Consider the following 20,809-nt stretch of genomic DNA (forward strand, 5'->3'; position numbering starts at 1 on the left):
GACACCTCCTCGAGCGGGTTCGCTCAGGGTCGTCACTCGTTTGGAGTCGCGACACTGTGTGTCCGAGCCATTACCGTGGACCTCCGTTGCGAAGGGACACAGTAGTGCACGGTGCGGATGATCCTGACCCCGTGCAGGGGTGGCGGCGGCTGTCGCCCAGCCGCTGGACTCTATGGTCCCTCCCGAGGTTCGTGCGGGTATACATCCTCTCGGTCGAATTCGCCGCGGTGGCCGTCGTGGTCGCCACCGGCTGGCTCGCTCCGGTCACCAGCCAACACTGGATCTGGTTCGGCGTGCTCGTGCTCGCCTCGACGGTCCACCTGGAGGCTGCCCGCGGCATGGAGCGGCTCCGCGAGATCGCCGCCGAGGGCACGCCGTACAACCATCTGCAGACCGTCTGGTTCTTCGCCGCGATCCTGCTGCTGCCGCCGCCGCTGATGTGTGCGCTGTTCATCGTCAGCTATACCTACAACTGGTTCCGGGTGTACCGCCGCCGCGCGGTGGTGCACCGCAAGATCTTCTCCGGGGCGACCGTGGTGCTGGCGTGTGCGGCGGCCTATGCGGTGCTCGCCGCCGTCTACCCCGCGCACACCGAACCGTTCGCCACCGCGCTCGACAGCCCGAAGGGGCTCGCCGCGGTGGTGGCCGCCGGCGCGCTGTACCGGCTGGTGAACTACGGGCTCGTCGTGTTCGTCATCGTCGCCACCAACCCGGACCGCCCGCCGCGCATGGCGCTCGGCCACGCCAGCGACCAGCTGATGATCGCCGGCGCCATCGGGCTCGGCGGCGGCATCGCGGTCATGGTCGCCGCCCACCCGTGGTGGACACCGCTGCTCGTCGTGACGGTGTTCGCGCTGCACACGGGACTGCTGATGCCGCAGTTCCGCGACGCGAGCCGTACCGACGCCAAGACGGGCCTGTTCGAGTCGGTGTTCTGGTGCAAGCTCGTGTCCGACGAGATGGACCGGGCCCGGCGCCTCGACGGCAAGCTCGGCGTGCTGCTGCTCGACCTCGACCACTTCAAGCGGGTCAACGACCGGTACGGGCATCTGGCCGGCGACGCGGTGCTGCGCGCGGTCGCCGACGCGATCAAGCATTCCGTGCGCGGCCACGACATGGTCGGCCGGTACGGCGGCGAGGAGTTCTCCGTGGTGCTGCCCGGTCTCGGCGCGCAGGACGTGCGCGTCACCGCCGAACGGATCCGCGCCGCGGTCGCGACGCTCAAGGTCTCGACGACCGACCTGGACGGGGTGGAGCGGGTGGTCGGCGGGCTGACCGCCTCGGTCGGCGCCGCGGTGTTCCCCGACCACGGCGAGGACCGGACCACGCTGCTCCTGGCCGCCGACGCGGCGCTGTACGAGGCCAAGGACGCGGGTCGGGACCGCACCCGGGTGTCACGGGGTGCGACCGCGCCGAACGTCGTTCCCCTGCCCAAGCAGAGCAGCGTGCCACAGCAGGGTTCCGTGCGGCATTTCCCCAGTGCCCGGCTGCCGCAGGACTAGTGTCGCGTGACCCTGAAACCTTTACGCCGCTGCGGCCAACAGCGGCCCCTGTCTGTGTTACGGCGTTGGAGAAAAGCCCAAGTACATCCAGTACGAGCGGCTTTCCGCCGCCTTGCCAGGAACCACGTTGATCCACAGCGGACGCAAAGGAACAGGATCACGCGACACTAGGCCATGTCTCGCGGATCTTGGGTCGTGGTATTCGCGCCCAGCTGTCCCCTGGCCGCGTTGTCGGAAGGCCCGAGTACAACCCGGTATGCGCGGCCTTCCGCCGCCTTGCCAGGAGCCAGCTGGATCACGAATCCCATCGACCAAGATCCACGAGACCCGACCTAACCCGCGGTCTCCGTGCTCCCCGCGGCGACCACCCTGACCAGGTCGCGGAGCCAGCGCTGCGCCGGGTCGTCGTCGAGCCGCGGATGCCACACCATCAGGTACGGCATCGTCTCGATCTCCTTGGGTGCGCCCACGATCCGCAGCGCGGGGTTCCTTGCGGCCGCCGTGAGCATGCGCTCGGGCAGCGTCGCGACGAGCGGCGTTCCGGGCACGGCCAGCACGGCCGCGGTGTGGTACGGCACGGTCAGCGCCACCCGGCGGGGTCGCCCGAGGCCGGTCAGCGTGCGGTCGATCGCGGGGTTCTCGCCCTCCTGGACCTCGACCCGCACATGCGGCGCGTCGAGGAACTCGGCCAGGGACAGCGACTTCCGGCCGGCGAGCGGGTGGTCGGCGGACATCAGGCAGACGAAGCGCTCCTCGTAGAGCAGCTCGCTGCGCACCGACGGTCCGGGCGGGAAGCCGTAGAACGTCAGGTCGACCAGGCCACTCCCGACATGCTCGACGGCACCGACGTCCCACGTGCTGAAGTGCAGCGACGCGCCCGGCGCCTGCTCGTACAGCCGCCGGCACAGGCCAGGGGCGAGCACCGAGGTGGCGTAGTCGGTGCCGGCGATCCGGAACCGGTCGGTCGCCGTGGCCGGGTCGAAGCTCTCGCCGCCGAACAGGATCTCCAGCCGGGGCACGATCCGGGCGAGCTCCTGCTGGACGCGCTCGGCGCGCGGGGTGAGCTGGTAGCCGTCCCGGGTGCGCACGAGCAACTCGTCGTCGAGGGTGTCACGCAGCCGCTGCAACGCCCTGCTGGTAGCCGGCTGGCTCAGCCCGATCCGGTCGGCGGCCCTGGACACGTGCCGCTCCTCGAGCAGCACGGCCAGGGCCACCAGCAGGTTGAGGTCGACCCGCTGCAGATGCGTGGTGCGCATGTGCGGCACGGTAGCCGGTGTCATGCGGTCGCCGGGTGCAGCAGGTCGGCCAGGTCGATGCGGCGCAGGAACTCCGTGCGGACCCGGTCGGCCACCGCGTTCACCACCGCGGCGCCGTCGTCGGACGGGTCGACGTGCACCCGGAAGGGGCGCTTGCCCTTCTCCGTGCCGACCACCCGCACGATCGCGCGGGCCACCTCGGCGACGTCCGCGTCCGGCGGCTCCAGCTCGGCGAGCTTGCGGCCGACCTGGTCCATCAGCCCGCCGTAGCGGGTGTCGTACTCGTCCACGACGGACTTGTCGGCCGGGGTGCCGCTGTGCGCGAAGTGGTTGGTGCCACTGGTGAACGCGCCCGGGACGACGATCGTGGTCTCGATGCCGAACCGGGCGAGCTCGAGTGCGTAGCTCGTGGCGAGCGCGTCCATGGCGGCCTTCGCGGCGAAGTACGGCGCGAGGTAGGGCGGGGTGCCGCCGCGAGTGCTGGAGCTGCCGACCCACACGACGAGGCCGTCGCCCTTCTCGCGCAGGTGGGGGAGGAGTGCCCGGTTGAGCCGCTGGGTGCCGAGCACGTTGGTGTCGTACAGGTCGGCGAGCTGCTCGGGGGTGAACGCCTCGGCCGGCCCGGTGACCATGTGCCCCGCGTTGTGGATCAGGACGTCCACGCCGTCCACTTCGGACAGGACGGTGTCGGCGGCCCGGCGCACCGAGTCGTCGTCGGTGACGTCGAGCTCGACCGGGTGCAGGCCGTACGCGGTCGCTTCCCGGGCCGCTCCGGTGTTGTGGCCGGCCAGGCCGCGCATGCCGGCGTAGACGGTGTGGCCGGCGTCGGCGAGGGCGCGGGCGGTGAGTGCGCCGAAACCGCTGGAGGCGCCGCTGATGAGGATGGTGGACATTGTTGTCCCCCTTGGGACTTAGGCCGCGCCGCCGTTGGCGTAGACGACCTGGCCGTTGACCCACCGGCCGGGACCGGCGAGGAACGCGACCACCTCGGCGATGTCGCTGGGCAGGCCGAGCCGCTCGAGCGGGGCCTCCGCGGCGATGCGGTGGATGAGCTCCTCGGACTTGCCGTCGAGGAACAGCGCCGTGGCGGTGGGGCCGGGCGCGACGGCGTTGACCGTGATGTCCCGGCCGCGCAGCTCGCGCGCGAGGATGAGCGTCATCGCCTCCACGGCGCCCTTGCTGGCCGCGTAGGCGGTGTAGCCCTCCCGGGCGATCTTGGTGACGGAGCTGGAGAAGTTGATGACGGCGCCGCCGGCCCGCAGGCGCCGCGCGGCCTGCTGGTTGGTGACGAAGGTGCCGCGGATGTTGGTGCGGTGCATCCGATCCAGGACGTCGAGGTCCTGGTCGGCGAGCGGGGACAGGAGCATGACCCCGGCCGCGTGCACGAGCACGTCGACCCCGCCGAGCTCCGCCTCCGCCCGGTCGAACATCGCCGCGACGGCGGTCTCGTCCGCGACGTCGGCCTGAACCGCGACGGCCGTGCCGCCCGCCTCGGTGATCTCCTTGACCGCGCTGTCCGCCTCGGCCTGGTTCCCGGCGTAGTTGACGACGACCGAGTACCCGTCGCCGGCGAGCCGCAACGCGGTCTCCCGGCCGATTCCGCGTGACCCACCGGTCACGATCGCCACTCTGGGCTGCTGCTGTGCGTTCATGGCACAAGCATGGGCTCGCAGGAACTATGTGTCCAATGCAATGTTCTGATATGGAACATGCACCGCATGCATCATGCCGGCTGGCCCGCCAAGGAGTCCGTACGTCCGCCGGCCGTCCGCCACGACCACACCACAGCGACCGCCGCGAGTACGCCCAGCACGCCCGCCGTCCCGACGACCTGATGCGGCGCGATCCCCTCGGCCGCGAGTCCCGCCAGGGTCACGCCCAACCCCTGCGACACCTTGATCGCCGTGACCGCCAACCCGAACGCCTGGCCCCGCCGCGTGTCCGGCACCGCCAGCACGAACGTCGTCGACGCGATCACCTGGTATGCGCTCCCGACCCCCGACGCCACGAACAACGCCACCACGAACACGAGACCGGGATCGGTGAAGCACAGCACCAGTGGCACGCACGAGGCGACCGCGAGCGGCGGTAACAGCCGCAGCCGCACCGGTTTCGGCAGCCGCGCCAGCACGAGCATTCCCACCGCGGCCCCCGCGGCGTACCCGGCGAACATGAACCCGACCGCCACCGCGCCGTTGCCCAACGCCTCGGCATACGGCGCGGCCAACGCCTCGCCCACGATGTAGAACCCGCCGAGGCATGCGAACAGCACCAGCGCGCGCAGCCGCCGGTCCGTCCACACGAGACGGGACCCGGCGACGAAGTCCGGCCACCACGCGCGGCGCTCCGGGTCCGTGTCGCCCGCCGAAGGGCGGGCCAGGACCAGGCCCCACACCAGCAGCGCGGACGCCGCGAACGTCCCGGCGTCGGCCAGCAGCACCCCACCGGTTCCGATCGTCGCGACCAGCGCGCCACCGCCGGCGAAGCCGATCACCTGCGCGGCCTGGGTGACCGATTGCAGCGCCGCCTGCCCGGCTGGGTAGTCGTCCTCGCCGAGCACCGCCGGCAGCAGCGCCCCGCGCGCGGCATTGGCCGGCGCGCTGATCAGCTGCACCGCCACCAAGATCACGCACAGCAGCCAGATCGGCATGCCGGGCACCGCCATCAGCCCGACCAGTCCGGCCCGCGTCAGGTCCGCGCCGACCATCAGGCCGCGCCGCGGGTGCCGGTCGGCGAGCCCGGACAGCAGCGGGCCGCCGACGAGGTCCGGTAGGAACGTCAGGCCGTAGGTCAGCGCCGTCCACGCGGGCGAGCCGGTACGGTCGAACACGAGCACGGACAGGGCCACCCTGGCGAACTGGTCACCGATGATCGATATCGTCTGTGCGGCGAACAGCGCTCGGAACTCGGTGTTCCGGAAAATGCCGCGGTAGCCGATCGGTCGGCTCGTGACCACCGTTCCTCCCCAGACACCGGTGTTACGGGGCGCCATCGCGTCACTACGAACAGTACTACGCGATTTCTGCGGCTACGAGGGCCGCAAGCGGGGAATCCGCCCGTTGTCTCGTGAGAGCATGAGTTCGTGCGTTATCTGTTGCTGATCGGCGGCGAGGAGTCGGGTGCGCCGCCCCTGTCGTCGAAGGAGATCTGCGCCGCTGACGACGGGCTGGCCTGGGTCGAGGACGTGAAACGGGGCGGCTCGTGGGTGAGCGGCCTGTTGCTCCGGCCGCCGGCCGAGGCGACCACCGTGCGGGTGCGCGACGACGAGGTCCTGCGCACCGACGGGCCGTTCGCCGAGACCAAGGAGCAGATCGGCGGCCTGGCCGTCATCGAGTGCGCCGACCTGGACGCGGCCGTCGAGATCGCCGCGGCGCATCCGGTCGCGCGGTTCGGGCTGGTCGAGGTGCGCCCACTCTGGTGAACGTCGAGGATGCGGTCGCGGCGGCGTTCCGCGCCGAGTGGGGCCAGGTCGTGGCCACCCTGATCCGGGTGACCGGTGACTGGGACCTCGCCGAGGAGTGCGCGCAGGAGGCGTTCGCGTCGGCGCTGGAGCGCTGGGCGCGGGACGGCGTTCCACGCAAGCCCGGCGCGTGGCTCACGACGACCGCCCGCAACCGGGCGGTGGACCGGCTGCGCCGCGACGCCGTTGGCGCGGCGAAGCTCCGCGAGGCCGCCGCGCTCGCGGACGTCGAGGACGGGCCGGAACCGGCCGAGGAGATCCGGGACGACCGGCTGCGGCTGATCTTCACCTGCTGCCACCCCGCGCTGGTGTTCGAGGCGCGGGTCGCGCTGACCCTGCGCACGCTCGCCGGGCTGACCACCGCCGAGATCGCGCGGGCGTTCGTCGTGCCGGAGGCGACGATGGCCCAGCGCCTCGTGCGGGCCAAGAAGAAGGTCCGCAACGCCGGCATCCCGTACCGCGTCCCACCCGCGCACCTGTTGCCGGAGCGGACGAACGCCGTGCTCGGCGTGTTGTACCTGCTGTTCAACGAGGGCTACGCGGCCTCGGCGGGGGCCGACCTCGTGCGCCGCTCGCTCACCGACGAGGCCATCCGGCTCGCCCGGGTGCTGGCCGGCCTGATGCCCGACGAGCCGGAGGTCACCGGGCTGCTCGCGTTGCTGTTGCTGCACGACGCGCGCCGGACGGCCCGGGTCGGCGCCGACGGCGAGCTGGTGACGCTCGAGCACCAGGACCGCGGCGGTTGGGACGCCGCCGAGATCGCCGAGGGCGTCGCGCTGCTGGAGTCGGCGCTGCGCCGCGGGCAGCCGGGGCCCTACCAGGTGCAGGCGGCGATCGCGGCCTGCCATGCGACCGCGCCCACGGCCGAGGACACCGACTGGCGCCAGATCGCGTCGCTGTACGCCGAGCTCGTGAAGTACGTGCCGTCCGCGATCGTCGAGCTGAACAGGGCGGTCGCGGTGGCCATGGCGGACGGCCCGGCGGCCGGGCTCGTGCTGGTCGACCGGCTCGCCGAGGGTGGCGAGCTGGCGGGCTACCACCTGCTGCCGGCGACCCGGGCCGACCTGCTGCGCCGGCTCGACCGCCGCGCCGAGGCGGCCGACGCCTACCGCGCGGCCATCGAGCTCGCCGGCACCGACGCCGAGCGGCGCTACCTCGCCGGCCGGCTCGCCGAAATGTCCGGGCAGCGGCCTGTCGACCAGGGCCCGCGCCGTTCGTCGGTGGGGTGAGGAACCGGATGAGGGAGGACCGACGACCCAGCTGACCGGCATCGACGTCGCGCTGCTGACCCGCGCCTACGAGGCGACCGGCCAGGTGCTGGCCACGATCCCGAACGAGCGGTGGAACGCGCCCGGTGCGGTGACCGCCGACGTTGGTGACCCGGCGAACGTTGGTGGTCACCGCACTGGCCCGTGCGGGAGGTGGCCGACCACCTGGTCGACGCGCTCGACTTCTTCGCGTGCACGGTGTCCGGCTCGGCGCCGGGTTCGCCCACCGACTACCGCGACGCCACCCGCCGGTGCCTGGCCGCGTTCGGCCGGCCCGAGGTGCTCGCGGCAGAGCACCCGTTCCCCGGCGGCGTGCTGCGCGGTTGGGTGGTCGCGGGCATCAGCCTGTCGGAGTCGCTGGTGCACGGCTGGGACCTGGCGACCGGCGCCGGCGTGCCGTACGAGCCGGACGTCGACGTGGTGGCGGCGGTCGCGGCGCTGTCCGACGGCCCGGCGCCCGACGGCGCTTTCGGCGACCCGGTGCCGGTTCCCGCGGACGCCTCGCCGCTGGTGGCGTTGTTGGGCAGGCTGGGCCGGGAGGTGCGGTGATGCTGCTCGACGTGCGCGGGGTGCGGATCGCGGTCTCGACGTTCGGCTCGGCGACCGACCCGGCGGTGCTGCTCATCATGGGCGCGGGTGGGTCGATGGACTGGTGGGAGCCGGAGTTCTGCGCGCGGCTGGCCGCCGCCGGCCGGTACGTGATCCGCTACGACCACCGCGACACCGGCGAGTCGGTGAGCTACCCACCTGGTCGGCCCGGTTACACCGGCGACGACCTGGTGGCCGACGCGGCCGGGGTGCTCGACGCGCTCGGCGTGGCTCGGGCGCACGTGGTCGGTTTGTCGATGGGCGGGGCGTTGGCGCAGCTCCTGGCGCAGCGTGAGCCGGCGCGGCTGATCACGCTGACGCTGATGTCGACCAGCGGCGGGGCGGGCGACCCGGACCTGCCGATGGGGTCGATCGAACCGGTGCCGGAGCCGGACTGGACTTCACGGGACTCGGTCGTCGACTACCAGGTGGCGAGCCAGCGGGGGGTGGCGTCGCGGACCAGACCGTTCGACGACGCGGCGGTCCGCGAGGTCGTGGGTATTGCGTTCGACCGGACGACGTCGCCGGAGTCGGCCGAGAAGAACCACTACGCCACCGAGGACGGCGGGGAGAGCTGGCGGCCCCGGCTGCCCGAGATCGGGGTCGCCACGCTGGTGCTGCACGGCACGGAGGACCCGATGTTTCCGCTCGCCCACGGCGAAGCGCTGGCCCGTGAGATCCCCGGCGCCCGGCTGGTCCCGCTGCCCGAAACCGGCCACGAGCTCCCGCGGGAGAACTGGCCGCTGGTCCTGCGCGAGCTGGTCGCGCACACCTCCTGACAGCGAACGACGCCTCCGCGGACTCTCCGCGAAGGCGTCGTTCGCTGTCGGTGGCCCGGTCGGGCCTGGCCGGTCATGCCGCGTCGTTGGTCGTCCGGTGCTGCACCCGTACCCGGCGCCACCAGGAGGGGTGGCTCTCGCGCGCCGCACGCAGGTGCTCGAGGGTGGTCCCGCGCCGCACGTCGCCCAGCGCGCGCTCGACCCGGTAGTCCATCTCGGTCCGCACGAACTCATGCGTCCAGTTCATTTCCATCTCCTTGTTCGACTTTCTCGGTGACAAGGAGAAGATTCGTCCTGAGGCCGGTACCCGGGCATCGGACGATCACGTACTACTGGTCCGCACGTCCCTTACCCCGGCCACTGAGGGTCCCCGCTGGGGCGGGGTAAGGGGTGCTGAGAGGAACCCTCAGGCGGTGAAGAACTCCTTCAGCCACGGTGCCAGTGCCTTGGCCTTCACCAGGTGGTTCTGCCCGGGCAGGGTCCGGTAGGTGGCGTTGGGCAGGACGTCGGCCATCGCCTCGTTGCCGTTGCGCATCCAGGCCGGGCTCTTGCCCCCGTCGACCACGAGCGTGGGCATGGTGGCCGTGGACCAGCGGGTCTCCGGCAGCGGTCGGCCCTGCTGCAGGCCCTGCATGACGGTGAAGTCGTAACGCAGTGTCGGCGCGACCGTCTTGAGCTTCGACCACACCGGCATCAGCCGCATCATGGTGATCGCGAACCCGGGCACCTCGACCGAGCGCATGAACGCCTTCACCGCGTCGCCGTTGCGGCCCGCCTCGACCATCGTGGTGATCTGCCGCAGGAAGTCCTCGGCGATCGGCACCCGGCTGTCGTCCACGATCAGCGGCGCCTCGTACATCGCGAGCTTCGACACGCCGATGCCGTGGTTGGCGGCCTCGAGCGCGAGCATCGCGCCGGAGGACGGTCCGTACACGAAGGGCGAGCCGCCGGCCTCCTTGGCCAGCGCCTCGACGTCCTCGATCTCGCGCTCGAGGGCGATCTCGGAGCTCTCTCCGCTCTCGCCGCGGCCCCTGCGGTCGTAGATGAAGACGGTGAAGTCGCCCGCGAGCTCGGCCGCCATCGGCCGGGCCGGGCCACTGTCGCGGTAGCACATCGCACCGTCGACGATGATCAACGGCGGCCCGTCGCCGGAGCGCTCGTAGGCGATCTTCGTGCCGTCCGCCGAGATGATGGTGCTGGTCATGGCTTTCTCCCCAATCAGGTGAAGGTCTTGTCGAGCCAGGTCTGCCAGGCGCGCTCGGCAGCGCTCGTGTCGGCCTGGCCGAACAGGTGGTGGCTGGCGACGACGGGGCCGCCGAAGCCCTTGAGGAACCGGTAGAGCGCGTCGCCGGTGCGCACGCCGAGCGTGTGGGCGTTGACGAAGTAGACCTCGCCGTCGACCGGCTCGAGCCCGTCCGGCTCGACGTGCACCCGGTCGCCCGCGCGCGGCGCCTCGGCGAGGCCGAGCGCGCTGGTGAGCGTGGCCCAGGCGAGCTTCCAGTCGGTGGTCACCGGGCCGAACGCGGTGACCGGCACCGCGGTGCGGCCGGCGAAGTGGCGCAGGTAGGTCGCGAGCGTGGCGAAGAACAGCGCGCCGCCCTTGGTCATCGCGTCGTACTCGGCCTCCCAGTCGTCGCCGGGGAGGAAGCCGCTGTTGGCCATGCGGAGCACGGTGCTGCCCTGGCCGCGGCCCTCGATGAGGAACTCGTAGGCGATGAACCGGCCGTCGGGCGCGTCGTCGGAGCGGTAGGCGAAGCGCCGCAACGGTTCCCACGTGGTGACCCGGTGCTCGGGCTCGTAGCCGCCGTAGGCCATCCGCACCGTGCCCTGCTCGGCGGTCTCGTCGAAGCTGACCTCGTTGCGGCCCATGAACCAGGAGTCGATGCCCGGGCCGGTCGCGATGGCCTGCCACACCTGCTCGGGCGTGGCGTCGACCTCGACCTCGTTGGTCTCGCTGAACTCCCGTCCCATCACTCGCTCCTGGCCGTGGGGTGGATGGCGACGATCAGCCGGTGGTCGCGACCGCCGGCGGCGTTCTCGTCGTGGTAGCGGCCGATCAGGGTCGTCACCGTATGCGCGAGCTCCTCGGCGAACGCCGCGCGGTCGGCGGCGGAGGCGAACCGCACCTCCCCGTCGAGTGCGAAGGTCGCGACCCGCTTCTGGGCCTTGGTCGCGCCGGTGATCAACATGCCGACATCGCGCACGAGCCGCGACGCGACCGCGAGCAACCACCGCGCGGACAGCCGGTCGGGCGCCCGCTCGGGGTCGGGCTGCACCGCGCTGAGCGCCATCGGCGAGATGACGTAGGAGGAGGCGGTCGCCTGCAGCACGCGCTCGGTGACGTTGCCCTTCTTCCGCTCCTCGACCAGCTCCACCAGCCCGTGCTTCTCCAGCGCCCGCAGATGGTAGTTGACTTTCTGCCGCGGAAGACCGACCCGGTTGGCGAGGGTGGTCGCCGATCCGGGCTCGGCCAGCTCGGCCAGTAGCTTGGCCCGGATCGGGTCCAGCGAGACCTCGGCCGCGGCCGGGTCCTCGATCACTGCCACATCGAACATGCCCTGAAGTCTGCCGACCGACAATTCAATTTGTCAAGACAATTTTCCCTGTCGGTGTCAGACTGTGCGACGTGCCACCGAAGCGTAGTGCGGGGATCCTGCTGTTCCGCCAGGTAGAGGCGGGTGTCGAGGTGCTGCTCGGCCACATGGGCGGGCCCTTCTGGGCGCGAAAGGATGCCGCGGCATGGACGGCGGTCAAGGGGGAGCTCGATCCCGACGAGGCCCCGGAGGCCGCCGCCCGCCGCGAGTTCACCGAGGAGCTGGGTCTACCCGCCCCCTCCGGCGACTACGTCCCGCTGGGCGAGATCCGCCAGTCCGGCGGCAAGACGGTGACCGTATGGGCGGTCGAGGCCGACCTGAACCCGGCCGACGTGGTCCCGGGCACGTTCGAGATGGAATGGCCCCCACGCTCGGGAAAACGCCAGGAGTTCCCCGAACTGGACCGCGTGGAGTGGTTTCCCGTGGACGTGGCGACAGAAAAGATCATCGCCGGGCAACGCCCGTTCCTGGACCGCCTGACCGAACACCTGAAGACCTCCTGGCGGAGATCTCACCCAGGCCTTGACGACGAACTCGGGTGATAACCGGTGCTGGGCACATTGTTGGACAAGGTCTCCGGGCGGACGGACCAGCGATTCCTCGGTACGTTGCTGTTTCCGAGCTTCATCCTCCTCACCGGTATCGGATCCCTCGTCGTTACGCAGATCGGCTGGGCGCACACCCTCACCTGGTGGTCGGCGCTCGACGGTTCCCGCCGCGTTCTGCTGGTCGCCGCTGCCGTCACCGCGACCTTCTTGATCGTCCTGCTGCTGGCCGTCCGGCTGCGCACGCTGGTCCGGTTCTTCGAAGGGCAGTGGCCCGAGCCACTCGCGACACTCGGTCGAAAGCGCCAGGAGAGGCGCCGGGCGAGGACGACGGATTTCGAGAAGCGGTACTACCTGTTTCCCACCGAGTCCTTGATGCCGACCAGGCTCGGCAACGTGCTTCGGGCGGCCGAGGACTATCCCCACAGCAACGACCGCTACGGAATGGACAGCGCGTTCTTCTGGCCACGTCTATATTCCGTACTCCCCGACAGTTTTCGCGCCTCCTGACAGACGCATGCGCCGATCTGGAGCGGATGCTCGTCGTGTCGATGAACGCGGCTGTCCTTTCCTTGGTGTCATTGAACTTCGCGATCTTCGGTGATGTGCCGGTGACCGTCTGGCTGCCGTCGGCCACAGGTGCGGCACTGCTCTGCGTCATCGCGTACCGGGGCGGTGTCCGGGCGGCCATCGAATACGGCGACCTGGTGCGCACGGCCTTCGACGTCCACCGGCGCGACTTGCTGGCGAAGATGGGCCTCGAGCTGCCGAGAACGCTCGAGGAAGAGCGAAACCTCTGGACGACGTTGGGTCGGCAGCTGTACCGGGGGCAGAACGACCACCCGGAGCTGCTCCGGTTCACGCCGTCCCCCGAGTAGTGCGCCGACCCCGCCGGCTCCATTCTATCGGTGAACACCCACCGTTCCGGTGATGTCGATCTTGTCTGTGGACAACCACCCCTCCTGTGGATAACCAGGCCGTTTCGGGGCTCGCGGATCTGCCTTCGTCGGAAACGTCGGACAGTATCGGCGGCATGAAGAAGTACTGGCTTCCCCGCGTCCTCGGTATCGCCACCGCCGCATACGGCGCGGCCATCACCGCCAAGCCCGCGCTCCTCCTCGGCCCGTCCGGCATGCTGCGCGGCACCGAGCCCGAGCCCGAGCAGGCCACCTTCGTCCGCACGCTCGGCATCCGCGACCTCGCCTCCGGCCTCGCCATGGCGTTCGCGCCGAGCCGTAAGGCCTTACGCACCGCCATCGCCGTGCGGGTCGCCTCCGACGCGGGCGACCTCGTCGTCCTCGGACAGGCCCTGCGCGGCAAGCCGGAACGCACCAAGGTCATGACCATCGCCGGCGGCTGGGGCGCGCTCTGCGCCTTGTCGGCCATCACCACCCGGAGACGACGTTGAGCACCACCATCGCCGTGTTCACCCGCGACCTGCGGATACACGACAACCCCATGCTGGCCGCGGCCACTCGCGACACCGAGCACGTCGTGCCGCTGTTCGTGCGGGACGACCGCATCGGTGCCAGTCCGTTCGCCGCGGGCCGCCTGCGGTTCCTCGACGAGTCGCTCGCAGACCTGGACAGCCGGCTCCGCACGAGAGGCGGCCGGCTCGTCATGCGCGCGGGCGACCCGGTCGAGGAGATCTGCCGCGTCGCCGACGACGCGGACGCCACCCGGGTGCACGTCGCGCGCGACGTGTCCGCGCTCGCCAAGGCCCGCGAGGCCCGGCTCCGGCAGGCGCTCGGCCGGCGCGAGCTCGTCGTGCACGACGACGTACACACGGTCGTGCCACCCGGCGCGGTTCTCCCGCATGGTCGCGACCATTTCGCCGTGTTCGGCCCGTACCACCGGAAATGGAGCGAACAGACCTGGCGCGGCTGCCAACCGGCACCGGATCGGGTCACCCTCCCCGAGATCGCGCTCGGCGACGTACCGAAGGCACGGGGCGACGGCGGCGAGACCGCAGGCCGGCGCCGTGCGGAGAACTGGTTCGCCGCTCATGTCCAGGACTACGCCGACCAGGACGGCGCGCTCGCCGCCGACCGCACGTCCCGGCTCTCGCCATACCTGCACCTCGGCTGCGTGTCGGCACTCGAGCTGGCCCGCCGCGCGGGCGATTCGGCCGGGGCCAAGGCGTTCGTCCGGCAGCTGGCCTGGCGCGACTTCCATCACCAGGTCCTCGCCGCTCGCCCCGACTCCGCGCACCGCGACTACCGCGGCCGAGGCGACCAGTGGCGAGACGACAAGGACGCGTTGCAGGCCTGGCAGGAGGGTCAGACGGGCATCCCCATCGTCGACGCCGGCATGCGCCAGCTGCGTGCCGAGGGCTGGATGCACAACCGCGCCCGGCTCATCACCGCCGGCTTCCTCACCAAGACCCTGTATATCGACTGGCGCGTCGGCGCCAAGCACTTCTTCACCTGGCTCCTGGACGGCGACCTGGCCAACAACTGCCTCAACTGGCAGTGGGTCGCGGGCACGGGCATCGACAGCCGCCCCAACCGGGTGCTCAACCCGCTGTCGCAGGCCGAACGCCATGACCCGGACGGCGAGTACGTGCGCCGGTACGTGTCCGAGCTGTCCCATGTGGGCAACAAGGACGTTCACCAGCCGTGGCGGCTACCGGCCGGCGAACGCCGTGGCTACCCCGAACCGATCGTCGACCTCGGCCAGGCCCGCGCCAGATTCCTTGCCGCACGGGGGAAGTAGCACCGGTCACACCGACGAAGGGAGCCCGAACAACGGATACAGCTCCGAACCGAACACGGTGATCTCGGCGATCCGGCCGTCCACCAGACGCAGCACGCTCAGACCGAACGCCTGGTAGTCGGTGCCGCCCGGCGGGCGGATGTACGTCGCGACCGCGGGCTGGCCGTTGGCGACCGTCGGCAGGCAGCGGAACTCCTGCCGGTGCTCGCCGCGGAACACCGGCTCCCACGCCGCGACGAGCGTGTCCCGGCCCTCGTACCAGACGGGGTCGTCGGTCATGTTGCCGCCGGCCCACGGGGCCTGGCTGCACCGGGCGTCCTCGCGGAGCATCGTGCCGAGGGCAGCGTCGTCGGCGCGTTCCAGCGCGTCCATGTACCGCGCCACCACCGCCCGCACCTCCTCCGAGGGCGCCGACGGTGACCAGTCCAACCGTCGTTCCGGCAGCTGGGCACGCATGGTCACGCGGGCCCGCTGCAGCGCGCTGTTGGCCGACACCACGGTCGTCTCCAGCAGCGCCGCCGACTCCTTGGCCGACCAGCCGAGCACGTCGCGCAGGATCAGCACGGCCCGCTGGCGTGGGGGCAGGTGCTGGACGGCCGCGAGGAACGCCAGCTCGACCGTCTCGCGCGAGACCACGACCTCGTCGGGGTCCAGCAGGCGGTCCGGGCAGGGCTGCAGCCACGGCACGACCACCGCGGGCAGCGGCGCGGCGCTCGGGTCGGCGGGTGGGGTCGAGGCGGTCGGCAGCGCGGTCCGTGGCTTGCGGCCGAGCAGGTCGAGGCACGCGTTGGTGGCGATCTTGTACAGCCAGGCCCGGAACGTCGAGCGGCCGGCGTAGGTCTCGCGCCTGCGCCAGGCCCGCAGGAACGTCTCCTGGACCAGGTCTTCCGAGTCTTCCACCGACCCCAGCATCCGGTAGCAGTGCACCTGCAGCTGACCCCGGTAGCGGCCGGTGAGCTGGGCGAACGCCGACTCGTCGCCCCTGCGCGCGGCGGCCACCACCTCGACCTGCTCGGTCTCCACGGCAATCCCTCCGTCCGCTCGTCATCCTTGCGAATCGTGTGACGGTCGGCGCGGTGAGAACTCATCGGTGCAGAATCGTCAGCGTGCGCAACCTGGCCACCGACGAGGCAGTGATCGCGGCCGCGACATCCGGGGACGAGTACGCGTTCGCGCGGCTCGCCCAGCGTCACCGGCGTGAGCTGCACGTGCACAGCTACCGCATGCTCGGCAACTTCGAGGACGCCGAGGACGTGGTGCAGGAGACGCTGGTACGCGCGTGGCGGGCCCGGGCCGGCTTCGTCGGCACGGGCTTTCGCGCGTGGCTGTACAAGATCGCCACGAACGCCTGCCTGGACACCATCCGGCGCAAGCAGCGGCGGGTGCCGCGGCTGGAGTCGTTCGCCGAGGTGCCGTGGCTGCAGCCGTACCCGGACCACCTGCTTGACCAGGCCGCCCCCGCGGACGCCGAGCCGGACGCGACGGTCGTCGCACGAGAGACGATCGAGCTCGCGTTCCTCGCCGCGATCCAGCTGCTCCCGGCGCAGCAGCGGGCGATCCTGATCCTGCGTGAGGTGCTGGACTGGTCGGCCAAGGAGGTCGCGGAGCTGCTGGAGACCACGGTCGCCGGGGTCAACAGCGCTTTGCAGCGGGCTCGCGCGACGCTCCGCACCCGGCTCCCCGAACGCGACGAGCACCGGCCGGTGAGCGGTCCGACCGACGTCGAGCGGTCGCTGCTCGATCGCTACGTCGACGCCCACCAGCGCGGCGACATGAACGCGTTCGCCGACCTGGTACGCGACGACATTCGCATCACGATGCCGCCGCAGCCGTTGTGCTACGACGGCGTCGCGTCGCTCGCGCCGCTGATGGAGGCGGCGTTCGGTGGTTCGCACGGCGACTGGCTGCTGGTGCCGACGAGCGCGAACCGCCAGCTCGCCGCGGCCAACTACCTGCGCGCGCCGGGCGACGACACGTATCGCGCGTTCAAGATCGACGTGGTCCGCTTCGCAGGTGACCGGATCGCCGAGGTCACGACGTTCGACAAGACCCTGTTCGACGTGTTCGGGCTGCCGCCCACGATGGGAGGTCCGCGGTGAGGTTCCTGATGTTGCTGTGCGCCGACGAGAGCACGCCCCAGTCCGGCTACCTGCCGGGCTGCGACGAGTGGTCGAAGCAGATGGCCGAGCGCGGCGTCCTGCTCGACGGCATGGGCCTGCACCCGCCGAAGTAGGCCGGCACGGTCCGGGTGCGCGCCGGCGAGGTCCTCTACACCGACGGGCCGTTCGCCGAGACGAAGGAGCAGATGGGCGGGCTCAACCTGCTCGAGTGCGCGGACCGCGAGGAGGCCCTGCGCGTCGCGGCCACCCACCCGTGGGCCGCGATCGGGATGATCGAGGTCCGGCAGGTCATCGGCTGAGGCCGCTCAGCCGCGCGCGGCGATGGGGGCGACCGTGGCGCCGGCGAGGCGAACGAGCTCTGCGGGCGCCAGCTCGATCTCCAACCCGCGCCGCCCGCCGCTGCAGAAGATCGTCTCGAAGCCCGTGGCCGAGCTGTCCACCACGACCGGCAACCGTTTTCGATGCCCGAGCGGCGAGATCCCGCCGGCGACGTACCCGGTGGCCCGCTCGGCAGCGGCGACCTCGGCCATCTTCGCCTTCTTCCCGCCCGTGGCCGCGGCGATCGCCTTGAGATCCAGCTGCCCGGCCACCGGCACGACACCGACCGTCAGCGCCCCGTCGACCTCGGCCACGAGCGTCTTGAACACCCTCTCGGCCGGCAACCCGAGCAGCTCGCTGGCTTCGGTCCCGTAGGACGCCGACCGCGGATCGTGCGCGTACTCGTGCACCTCGTGCCGCACCCGCTGCTTGACCAGCAACGCGGTAGCCGGCGTTCCCTTACCCGCCACGCGGCAAATCTAGTCCGGTCACGACCGGGTCCGGTCAGCACTCCAACGGGCGCGCGAAGGCCCACGGGCAGGTGACGTCCGGGTGGCATGCGCTGTCCCGGAACTTCCCTGATCTGGTTTCCTTCGGTAGAAGGGAATCCTGTGCGCGGTCGCCGTCCCGGGTTCCTACACCTTGAATGCCTCACCAGCCCCCGGCGGCTTTGCCACTCGACGGCGGTCAGCCGCCCGGTTGGGACGGGTAGACCGTCGGGTCGCCCTGCTGGATCCAGACCTCCGGGGTGTTGATCGGCAGGAACGAGCGGTCACCGCCCGGCTCGCGCGAGTCGGGGACGGTGTCGCCGCTCGGCAGGTGCATGATGAAGTTCACCGGCTTGGTGTCGTCCACCAGCGGGATCTCGTACACCGCCCAGCCGTTCTCGATCCGGGTCAGCGGCCACGGGCGCTCCCACGCGATCTGCGCCAGCACCGCAGGATCGACCGCGTCGCCCCACATGTGCAGGCCCCACTGGTCGTAGTCACCCGCAGGCCGGAAGTAACGCAAGGTCGCGGTCTCCAGCGGAGGGCCGGCGTAGCGCACGGTCCGCGTCGCGCTCACGACGCCGCCGGGCAGCGTGGCCCGGTACGCGACCGACGTCCCGGGCGCCAACCCGAGCGGCGTCAGGTCGTCGAACACGATGTAGGCCGGGGAGGTGTCGTCGCTGCCGATCGCGGTCCACGGGCCGCCTGCCACGCTGCGTTCGAAGGACACCACGTGCGACGCCTTCTCCGGGTCGGCCACCGCGCGCACCTCGACGGTCCCGCGCACGCCGCCGGCCTCGGCCGGCGCCTCGATCGTCAGCACCGGCGCCGGCACCCGAGAGCGCACCGACGGCGCGGACCGGGTGTGCCCGGCGTTGTCCAGCACGATCGCGCGGTACTCGACCGGCGTGCCCGGCGTCAGCGCCGAGACGTCGTGGAACACCCGGTACGGCGCGTTGTCGTCGGTGCCCACCGGCTGCCAGCGGCCGTTGCCGACCTTCGCCTCGAACGTCACCTCGTACAGCGACGACCCGCGCACGTCGGCGGTGACCTCCATGCGCCCCCGCGACGCCGCGGCCGGCGTCGGCGTGCCGAGCGTGATCTTCGGCGCGTCGTGCGAGCGCGGGATCCGCCCGTCCAGCGCGTAGACCACAGTGGACAGCGCGGGCACGGTGACGGTCAGCTTCCCGTCCCTGCCGGAGGAAAGCCGCGACGGACCGGAGCCGTACACCCGGCTGTAGCCCTTACGCGACGTGTAGGTCGGGATCTCGGCGGTCGTCTCCGCCTCACTGTTGTTCAGCGCCACCACGTACTCCCGCTGCCGCTCGCGGTCGATCCGGGAGAACGCGTAGACCCCGGCGTCCGGAGAGGACAGCCGGCTCTGCTGGGTACCGTCGCGCAGCGCGGGATGCGCCTTGGTCACCGACGCGAGCGCGCTGATCGACTTGTACAGCGGGTGCGTCGGCACGAAGTTGTCCGACGCGTGCGTCGCGGACGTGCCGAGCAGGTCGTCGTCGAGGTACTCCGGCACCCGCGACGCGAACAGCGTCTGCCGCGCGTCCTGGTCGCCACCCGGACCGGTGAAGCCCTGCTCGTCGCCGTAGTAGATCACCGGGTTGCCGCGCGAGAGGTACATGAGCTCGTGCCCGAGCCGGTCGCGCGACACCCGCTCCGCGTCGCCCGCGCCCGGGTTGTCGGCCACGACGAACCCGCCGAACCGGCCCATGTCGTGGTTGCCGAGGAACGTCGGCAGCTCGTACACGTTGGAGTCGGCGTCGGTGTACCAGTCGTCGTCGGCGAAGAACGTCGCCAGCGAGTCGGTCGGCCCACCACCCGAGGCGAACTGCCGCGCCGCCGCCTGGAACGGGAAGTCCAGCACCGACTGCATCTCGTCGGTCGTGGTGAAGTGCGACGTGTAGCTCTTCGTCGTGTCGAACACCTCGCCGAACATGAAGAACTCGCGCTTGCCGTGCGCCTTGGCGAACGTCAGCACCCGCGGCCCGAACGACTGCCAGAACTCGTCGTCGACGTGCTTCATCGTGTCGATCCGGAAGCCGTCCACGCCGAAGTCGGCGATCCAGCGCTCGTAGATGTCGGCCATGCCGTCCACGACCCGCGGGTTCTCGGTGAACAGGTCGTCCAGCCCGAAGAAGTCGCCGTACTGCGAGTCCTCGCCGACGAACGTGGTGTCGCCGCGGTTGTGGTACAGCGTCACGTCGTTGAGCCAGGCGGGCACCTTCAGGTTCTGCTCCGCGGGGTCGAGCACCGGCGTGTACGGGAACGATGTCGCCGGGTCCATCGCGGGGAAGTCGTCACTGCCCGCGAAGTCGCGGTCGTCGAAGACGTCGCCCGACGCGTCGGTGTAGGGCGCGACATCCTTGGACGTGTACGCCTTGCGCGCGCCCTCCTGGTAGCCGATGACGTCCGCGGTGTGGTTGGTGATGATGTCGAAGTAGACCTTCATGCCGCGCCGGTGCGCGTCCTTCACCAGCGCCGCCAGGTCCTCGTTCGTGCCGAGGTGCGGGTCGATCTGGGTGAAGTCGGTGATCCAGTAGCCGTGGTAGCCGGCCGATGGCCCGTCCTCCAGCTGCACGGCCTTGTTCTTGAAGCTCGGCGTCAGCCAGATGGACGTGGTGCCCAGGCCCTGGATGTAGTTCAGCCGGTCGCGCAGCCCCTTGAGGTCGCCGCCGTTGTAGAAGCCCTTCCTCGTCGGGTCGAAGCCGGACACCAGCGGGTCGTTCGGTAGCCCGCCGAGGTCGTTGGCCGTGTCGCCGTTCTCGAACCGGTCGGCCATGACGAAGTAGAAGTCCTCGTCGGTGACCGGACCGCGCACCGAGTGCAGCGCCTCCGGCCGGTCATGATGGCCCCTATCGGCGACCGCCGGGGTCGTCGTCAGCCCCGCGACGACGAGCGGAACCAGAAGTGCCACGGCGGCGCGACGGACTGACATGGCTGCCCTCCATTGGTGCGGCTGCGCGGAGACACTAGTGTCCTGAGTCGGAGATTCGACACCACCTCCGGCGCCCGCGCGGCGCCTGGCGGCGTTGGCGGAAAGCCCGAGTACGACCCGGTACGAGGACTTCCCGCCGCCTTGCCAGCCACCACGCGGATCACCGGATCTGGCGCCGAACTCCCGACTCAGGACACTAGCCGCTGACAGACCCGCCCGGCGACGG

At 71.0% G+C, this 20,809-nt stretch carries 24 protein-coding genes; 13 read left to right on the forward strand and 11 right to left on the reverse strand.

The window, feature by feature from the left end; genetic code table 11:
- Positions 1–191: 191 nt before the first annotated feature.
- Positions 192–1,502, forward strand: coding sequence for a diguanylate cyclase (locus GEV28_RS18095; protein WP_291413259.1), 1,311 nt, complete (start codon positions 192–194; stop codon positions 1,500–1,502).
- A gap of 332 nt (positions 1,503–1,834) precedes the next feature.
- On the opposite strand, the gene GEV28_RS18100 is transcribed toward GEV28_RS18095, so the two are convergent.
- The 4 genes from GEV28_RS18100 to GEV28_RS18115 all read right to left on the reverse strand — a co-directional run bounded on the left by GEV28_RS18100 (position 1,835) and on the right by GEV28_RS18115 (position 5,714).
- Positions 1,835–2,758 (reverse strand): LysR family transcriptional regulator, encoded by a 924-nt coding sequence (locus tag GEV28_RS18100; RefSeq protein WP_291413260.1) that lies wholly within the window; start codon positions 2,756–2,758, stop codon positions 1,835–1,837.
- A 20-nt stretch (positions 2,759–2,778) separates the two neighbouring features.
- Positions 2,779–3,651: an SDR family oxidoreductase gene (locus GEV28_RS18105; RefSeq protein ID WP_291413261.1), complete on the reverse strand. Its 873-nt coding sequence runs from the start codon at positions 3,649–3,651 to the stop codon at positions 2,779–2,781.
- An 18-nt stretch (positions 3,652–3,669) separates the two neighbouring features.
- Entirely contained in the window at positions 3,670–4,410 is a 741-nt protein-coding gene (locus GEV28_RS18110; RefSeq protein ID WP_291413262.1) for an SDR family oxidoreductase, read from the reverse strand.
- A 71-nt stretch (positions 4,411–4,481) separates the two neighbouring features.
- Positions 4,482–5,714 carry an MFS transporter gene (locus tag GEV28_RS18115; protein WP_291413263.1) on the reverse strand — a complete coding sequence of 411 codons (1,233 nt, stop codon included), beginning with the start codon at positions 5,712–5,714 and terminating at the stop codon, positions 4,482–4,484.
- A gap of 126 nt (positions 5,715–5,840) precedes the next feature.
- Between GEV28_RS18115 and GEV28_RS18120 the strand changes: the two genes are divergently transcribed.
- The 4 genes from GEV28_RS18120 (at position 5,841) to GEV28_RS18135 (ending at position 8,853) form a co-directional block, all read left to right on the forward strand.
- Positions 5,841–6,179 (forward strand): YciI family protein, encoded by a 339-nt coding sequence (locus tag GEV28_RS18120; protein WP_291413264.1) that lies wholly within the window; start codon positions 5,841–5,843, stop codon positions 6,177–6,179.
- A complete protein-coding gene (locus tag GEV28_RS18125) occupies positions 6,173–7,447 on the forward strand; it encodes an RNA polymerase sigma factor (protein WP_291413282.1) in 1,275 nt (424 codons plus the stop codon). Before GEV28_RS18120 ends, GEV28_RS18125 begins: the two co-directional genes overlap by 7 nt.
- Positions 7,448–7,630: 183 nt before the next feature.
- The gene (locus tag GEV28_RS18130; protein ID WP_291413265.1) at positions 7,631–8,035 is read left to right on the forward strand and encodes a hypothetical protein; all 405 of its coding nucleotides are present in this window, start codon (positions 7,631–7,633) and stop codon (positions 8,033–8,035) included.
- Positions 8,035–8,853: an alpha/beta hydrolase gene (locus GEV28_RS18135; protein WP_291413266.1), complete on the forward strand. Its 819-nt coding sequence runs from the start codon at positions 8,035–8,037 to the stop codon at positions 8,851–8,853. The genes GEV28_RS18130 and GEV28_RS18135 overlap by 1 nt, the downstream gene beginning before the upstream one ends.
- Positions 8,854–8,926: 73 nt before the next feature.
- Here GEV28_RS18135 and GEV28_RS18140 read toward each other — a convergent pair whose 3' ends face one another.
- The 4 genes from GEV28_RS18140 to GEV28_RS18155 form a co-directional block, all read right to left on the reverse strand.
- Positions 8,927–9,100: a hypothetical protein gene (locus tag GEV28_RS18140; RefSeq protein WP_291413267.1), complete on the reverse strand. Its 174-nt coding sequence runs from the start codon at positions 9,098–9,100 to the stop codon at positions 8,927–8,929.
- A gap of 159 nt (positions 9,101–9,259) precedes the next feature.
- Positions 9,260–10,057, reverse strand: coding sequence for an alpha/beta hydrolase (locus tag GEV28_RS18145; RefSeq protein ID WP_291413268.1), 798 nt, complete (start codon positions 10,055–10,057; stop codon positions 9,260–9,262).
- A 14-nt stretch (positions 10,058–10,071) separates the two neighbouring features.
- Positions 10,072–10,824 carry an SRPBCC domain-containing protein gene (locus tag GEV28_RS18150; protein ID WP_291413269.1) on the reverse strand — a complete coding sequence of 251 codons (753 nt, stop codon included), beginning with the start codon at positions 10,822–10,824 and terminating at the stop codon, positions 10,072–10,074.
- The gene (locus GEV28_RS18155) at positions 10,824–11,408 is read right to left on the reverse strand and encodes a helix-turn-helix domain-containing protein (RefSeq protein WP_291413270.1); all 585 of its coding nucleotides are present in this window, start codon (positions 11,406–11,408) and stop codon (positions 10,824–10,826) included. The genes GEV28_RS18150 and GEV28_RS18155 overlap by 1 nt, the downstream gene beginning before the upstream one ends.
- A gap of 71 nt (positions 11,409–11,479) precedes the next feature.
- Between GEV28_RS18155 and GEV28_RS18160 the strand changes: the two genes are divergently transcribed.
- The 5 genes from GEV28_RS18160 to GEV28_RS18180 all read left to right on the forward strand — a co-directional run bounded on the left by GEV28_RS18160 (position 11,480) and on the right by GEV28_RS18180 (position 14,707).
- Positions 11,480–11,989: an NUDIX domain-containing protein gene (locus tag GEV28_RS18160; RefSeq protein WP_291413271.1), complete on the forward strand. Its 510-nt coding sequence runs from the start codon at positions 11,480–11,482 to the stop codon at positions 11,987–11,989.
- A 21-nt stretch (positions 11,990–12,010) separates the two neighbouring features.
- Complete coding sequence (locus tag GEV28_RS18165) at positions 12,011–12,502, forward strand: hypothetical protein (RefSeq protein WP_291413272.1); 492 nt, start codon at positions 12,011–12,013, stop codon at positions 12,500–12,502.
- 65 nt (positions 12,503–12,567) lie between these two features.
- Complete coding sequence (locus GEV28_RS18170; protein WP_291413273.1) at positions 12,568–12,870, forward strand: hypothetical protein; 303 nt, start codon at positions 12,568–12,570, stop codon at positions 12,868–12,870.
- Between the two features lie 155 nt (positions 12,871–13,025).
- Positions 13,026–13,400 carry a hypothetical protein gene (locus GEV28_RS18175; protein WP_291413274.1) on the forward strand — a complete coding sequence of 125 codons (375 nt, stop codon included), beginning with the start codon at positions 13,026–13,028 and terminating at the stop codon, positions 13,398–13,400.
- The gene (locus tag GEV28_RS18180) at positions 13,397–14,707 is read left to right on the forward strand and encodes a deoxyribodipyrimidine photo-lyase (protein ID WP_291413275.1); all 1,311 of its coding nucleotides are present in this window, start codon (positions 13,397–13,399) and stop codon (positions 14,705–14,707) included. Before GEV28_RS18175 ends, GEV28_RS18180 begins: the two co-directional genes overlap by 4 nt.
- Positions 14,708–14,713: 6 nt before the next feature.
- On the opposite strand, the gene GEV28_RS18185 is transcribed toward GEV28_RS18180, so the two are convergent.
- Positions 14,714–15,730, reverse strand: coding sequence for an RNA polymerase subunit sigma-70 (locus GEV28_RS18185; RefSeq protein ID WP_291413276.1), 1,017 nt, complete (start codon positions 15,728–15,730; stop codon positions 14,714–14,716).
- An 83-nt stretch (positions 15,731–15,813) separates the two neighbouring features.
- On the opposite strand from GEV28_RS18185, the gene GEV28_RS18190 reads away from it, so the two are divergent.
- Genes GEV28_RS18190 through GEV28_RS18200 form a run of 3 tightly spaced genes read left to right on the forward strand, consistent with a single transcriptional unit; the run spans position 15,814 to position 17,126 of the window.
- Positions 15,814–16,806 carry an RNA polymerase subunit sigma-70 gene (locus GEV28_RS18190; protein ID WP_291413277.1) on the forward strand — a complete coding sequence of 331 codons (993 nt, stop codon included), beginning with the start codon at positions 15,814–15,816 and terminating at the stop codon, positions 16,804–16,806.
- Positions 16,803–16,940, forward strand: coding sequence for a hypothetical protein (locus tag GEV28_RS18195; protein ID WP_291413278.1), 138 nt, complete (start codon positions 16,803–16,805; stop codon positions 16,938–16,940). Before GEV28_RS18190 ends, GEV28_RS18195 begins: the two co-directional genes overlap by 4 nt.
- A 15-nt stretch (positions 16,941–16,955) precedes the next feature.
- Positions 16,956–17,126, forward strand: a complete 171-nt coding sequence (locus GEV28_RS18200) for a YciI family protein (protein WP_291413279.1) — start codon at positions 16,956–16,958, stop codon at positions 17,124–17,126.
- 6 nt (positions 17,127–17,132) lie between these two features.
- Here the strand turns inward: GEV28_RS18200 and ybaK are convergent, their stop codons facing one another.
- Both ybaK and GEV28_RS18210 read right to left on the reverse strand, forming a co-directional pair.
- A complete protein-coding gene (ybaK, locus tag GEV28_RS18205; protein ID WP_291413280.1) occupies positions 17,133–17,615 on the reverse strand; it encodes a Cys-tRNA(Pro) deacylase in 483 nt (160 codons plus the stop codon).
- 217 nt (positions 17,616–17,832) lie between these two features.
- A complete protein-coding gene (locus GEV28_RS18210) occupies positions 17,833–20,583 on the reverse strand; it encodes an alpha-amylase family glycosyl hydrolase (protein ID WP_291413281.1) in 2,751 nt (916 codons plus the stop codon).
- Positions 20,584–20,809: the final 226 nt, after the last annotated feature.

It is taken from the genome of Actinophytocola sp., from assembly GCF_009379765.1.
In the GTDB taxonomy this organism is placed as follows: domain Bacteria; phylum Actinomycetota; class Actinomycetes; order Mycobacteriales; family Pseudonocardiaceae; genus Actinophytocola.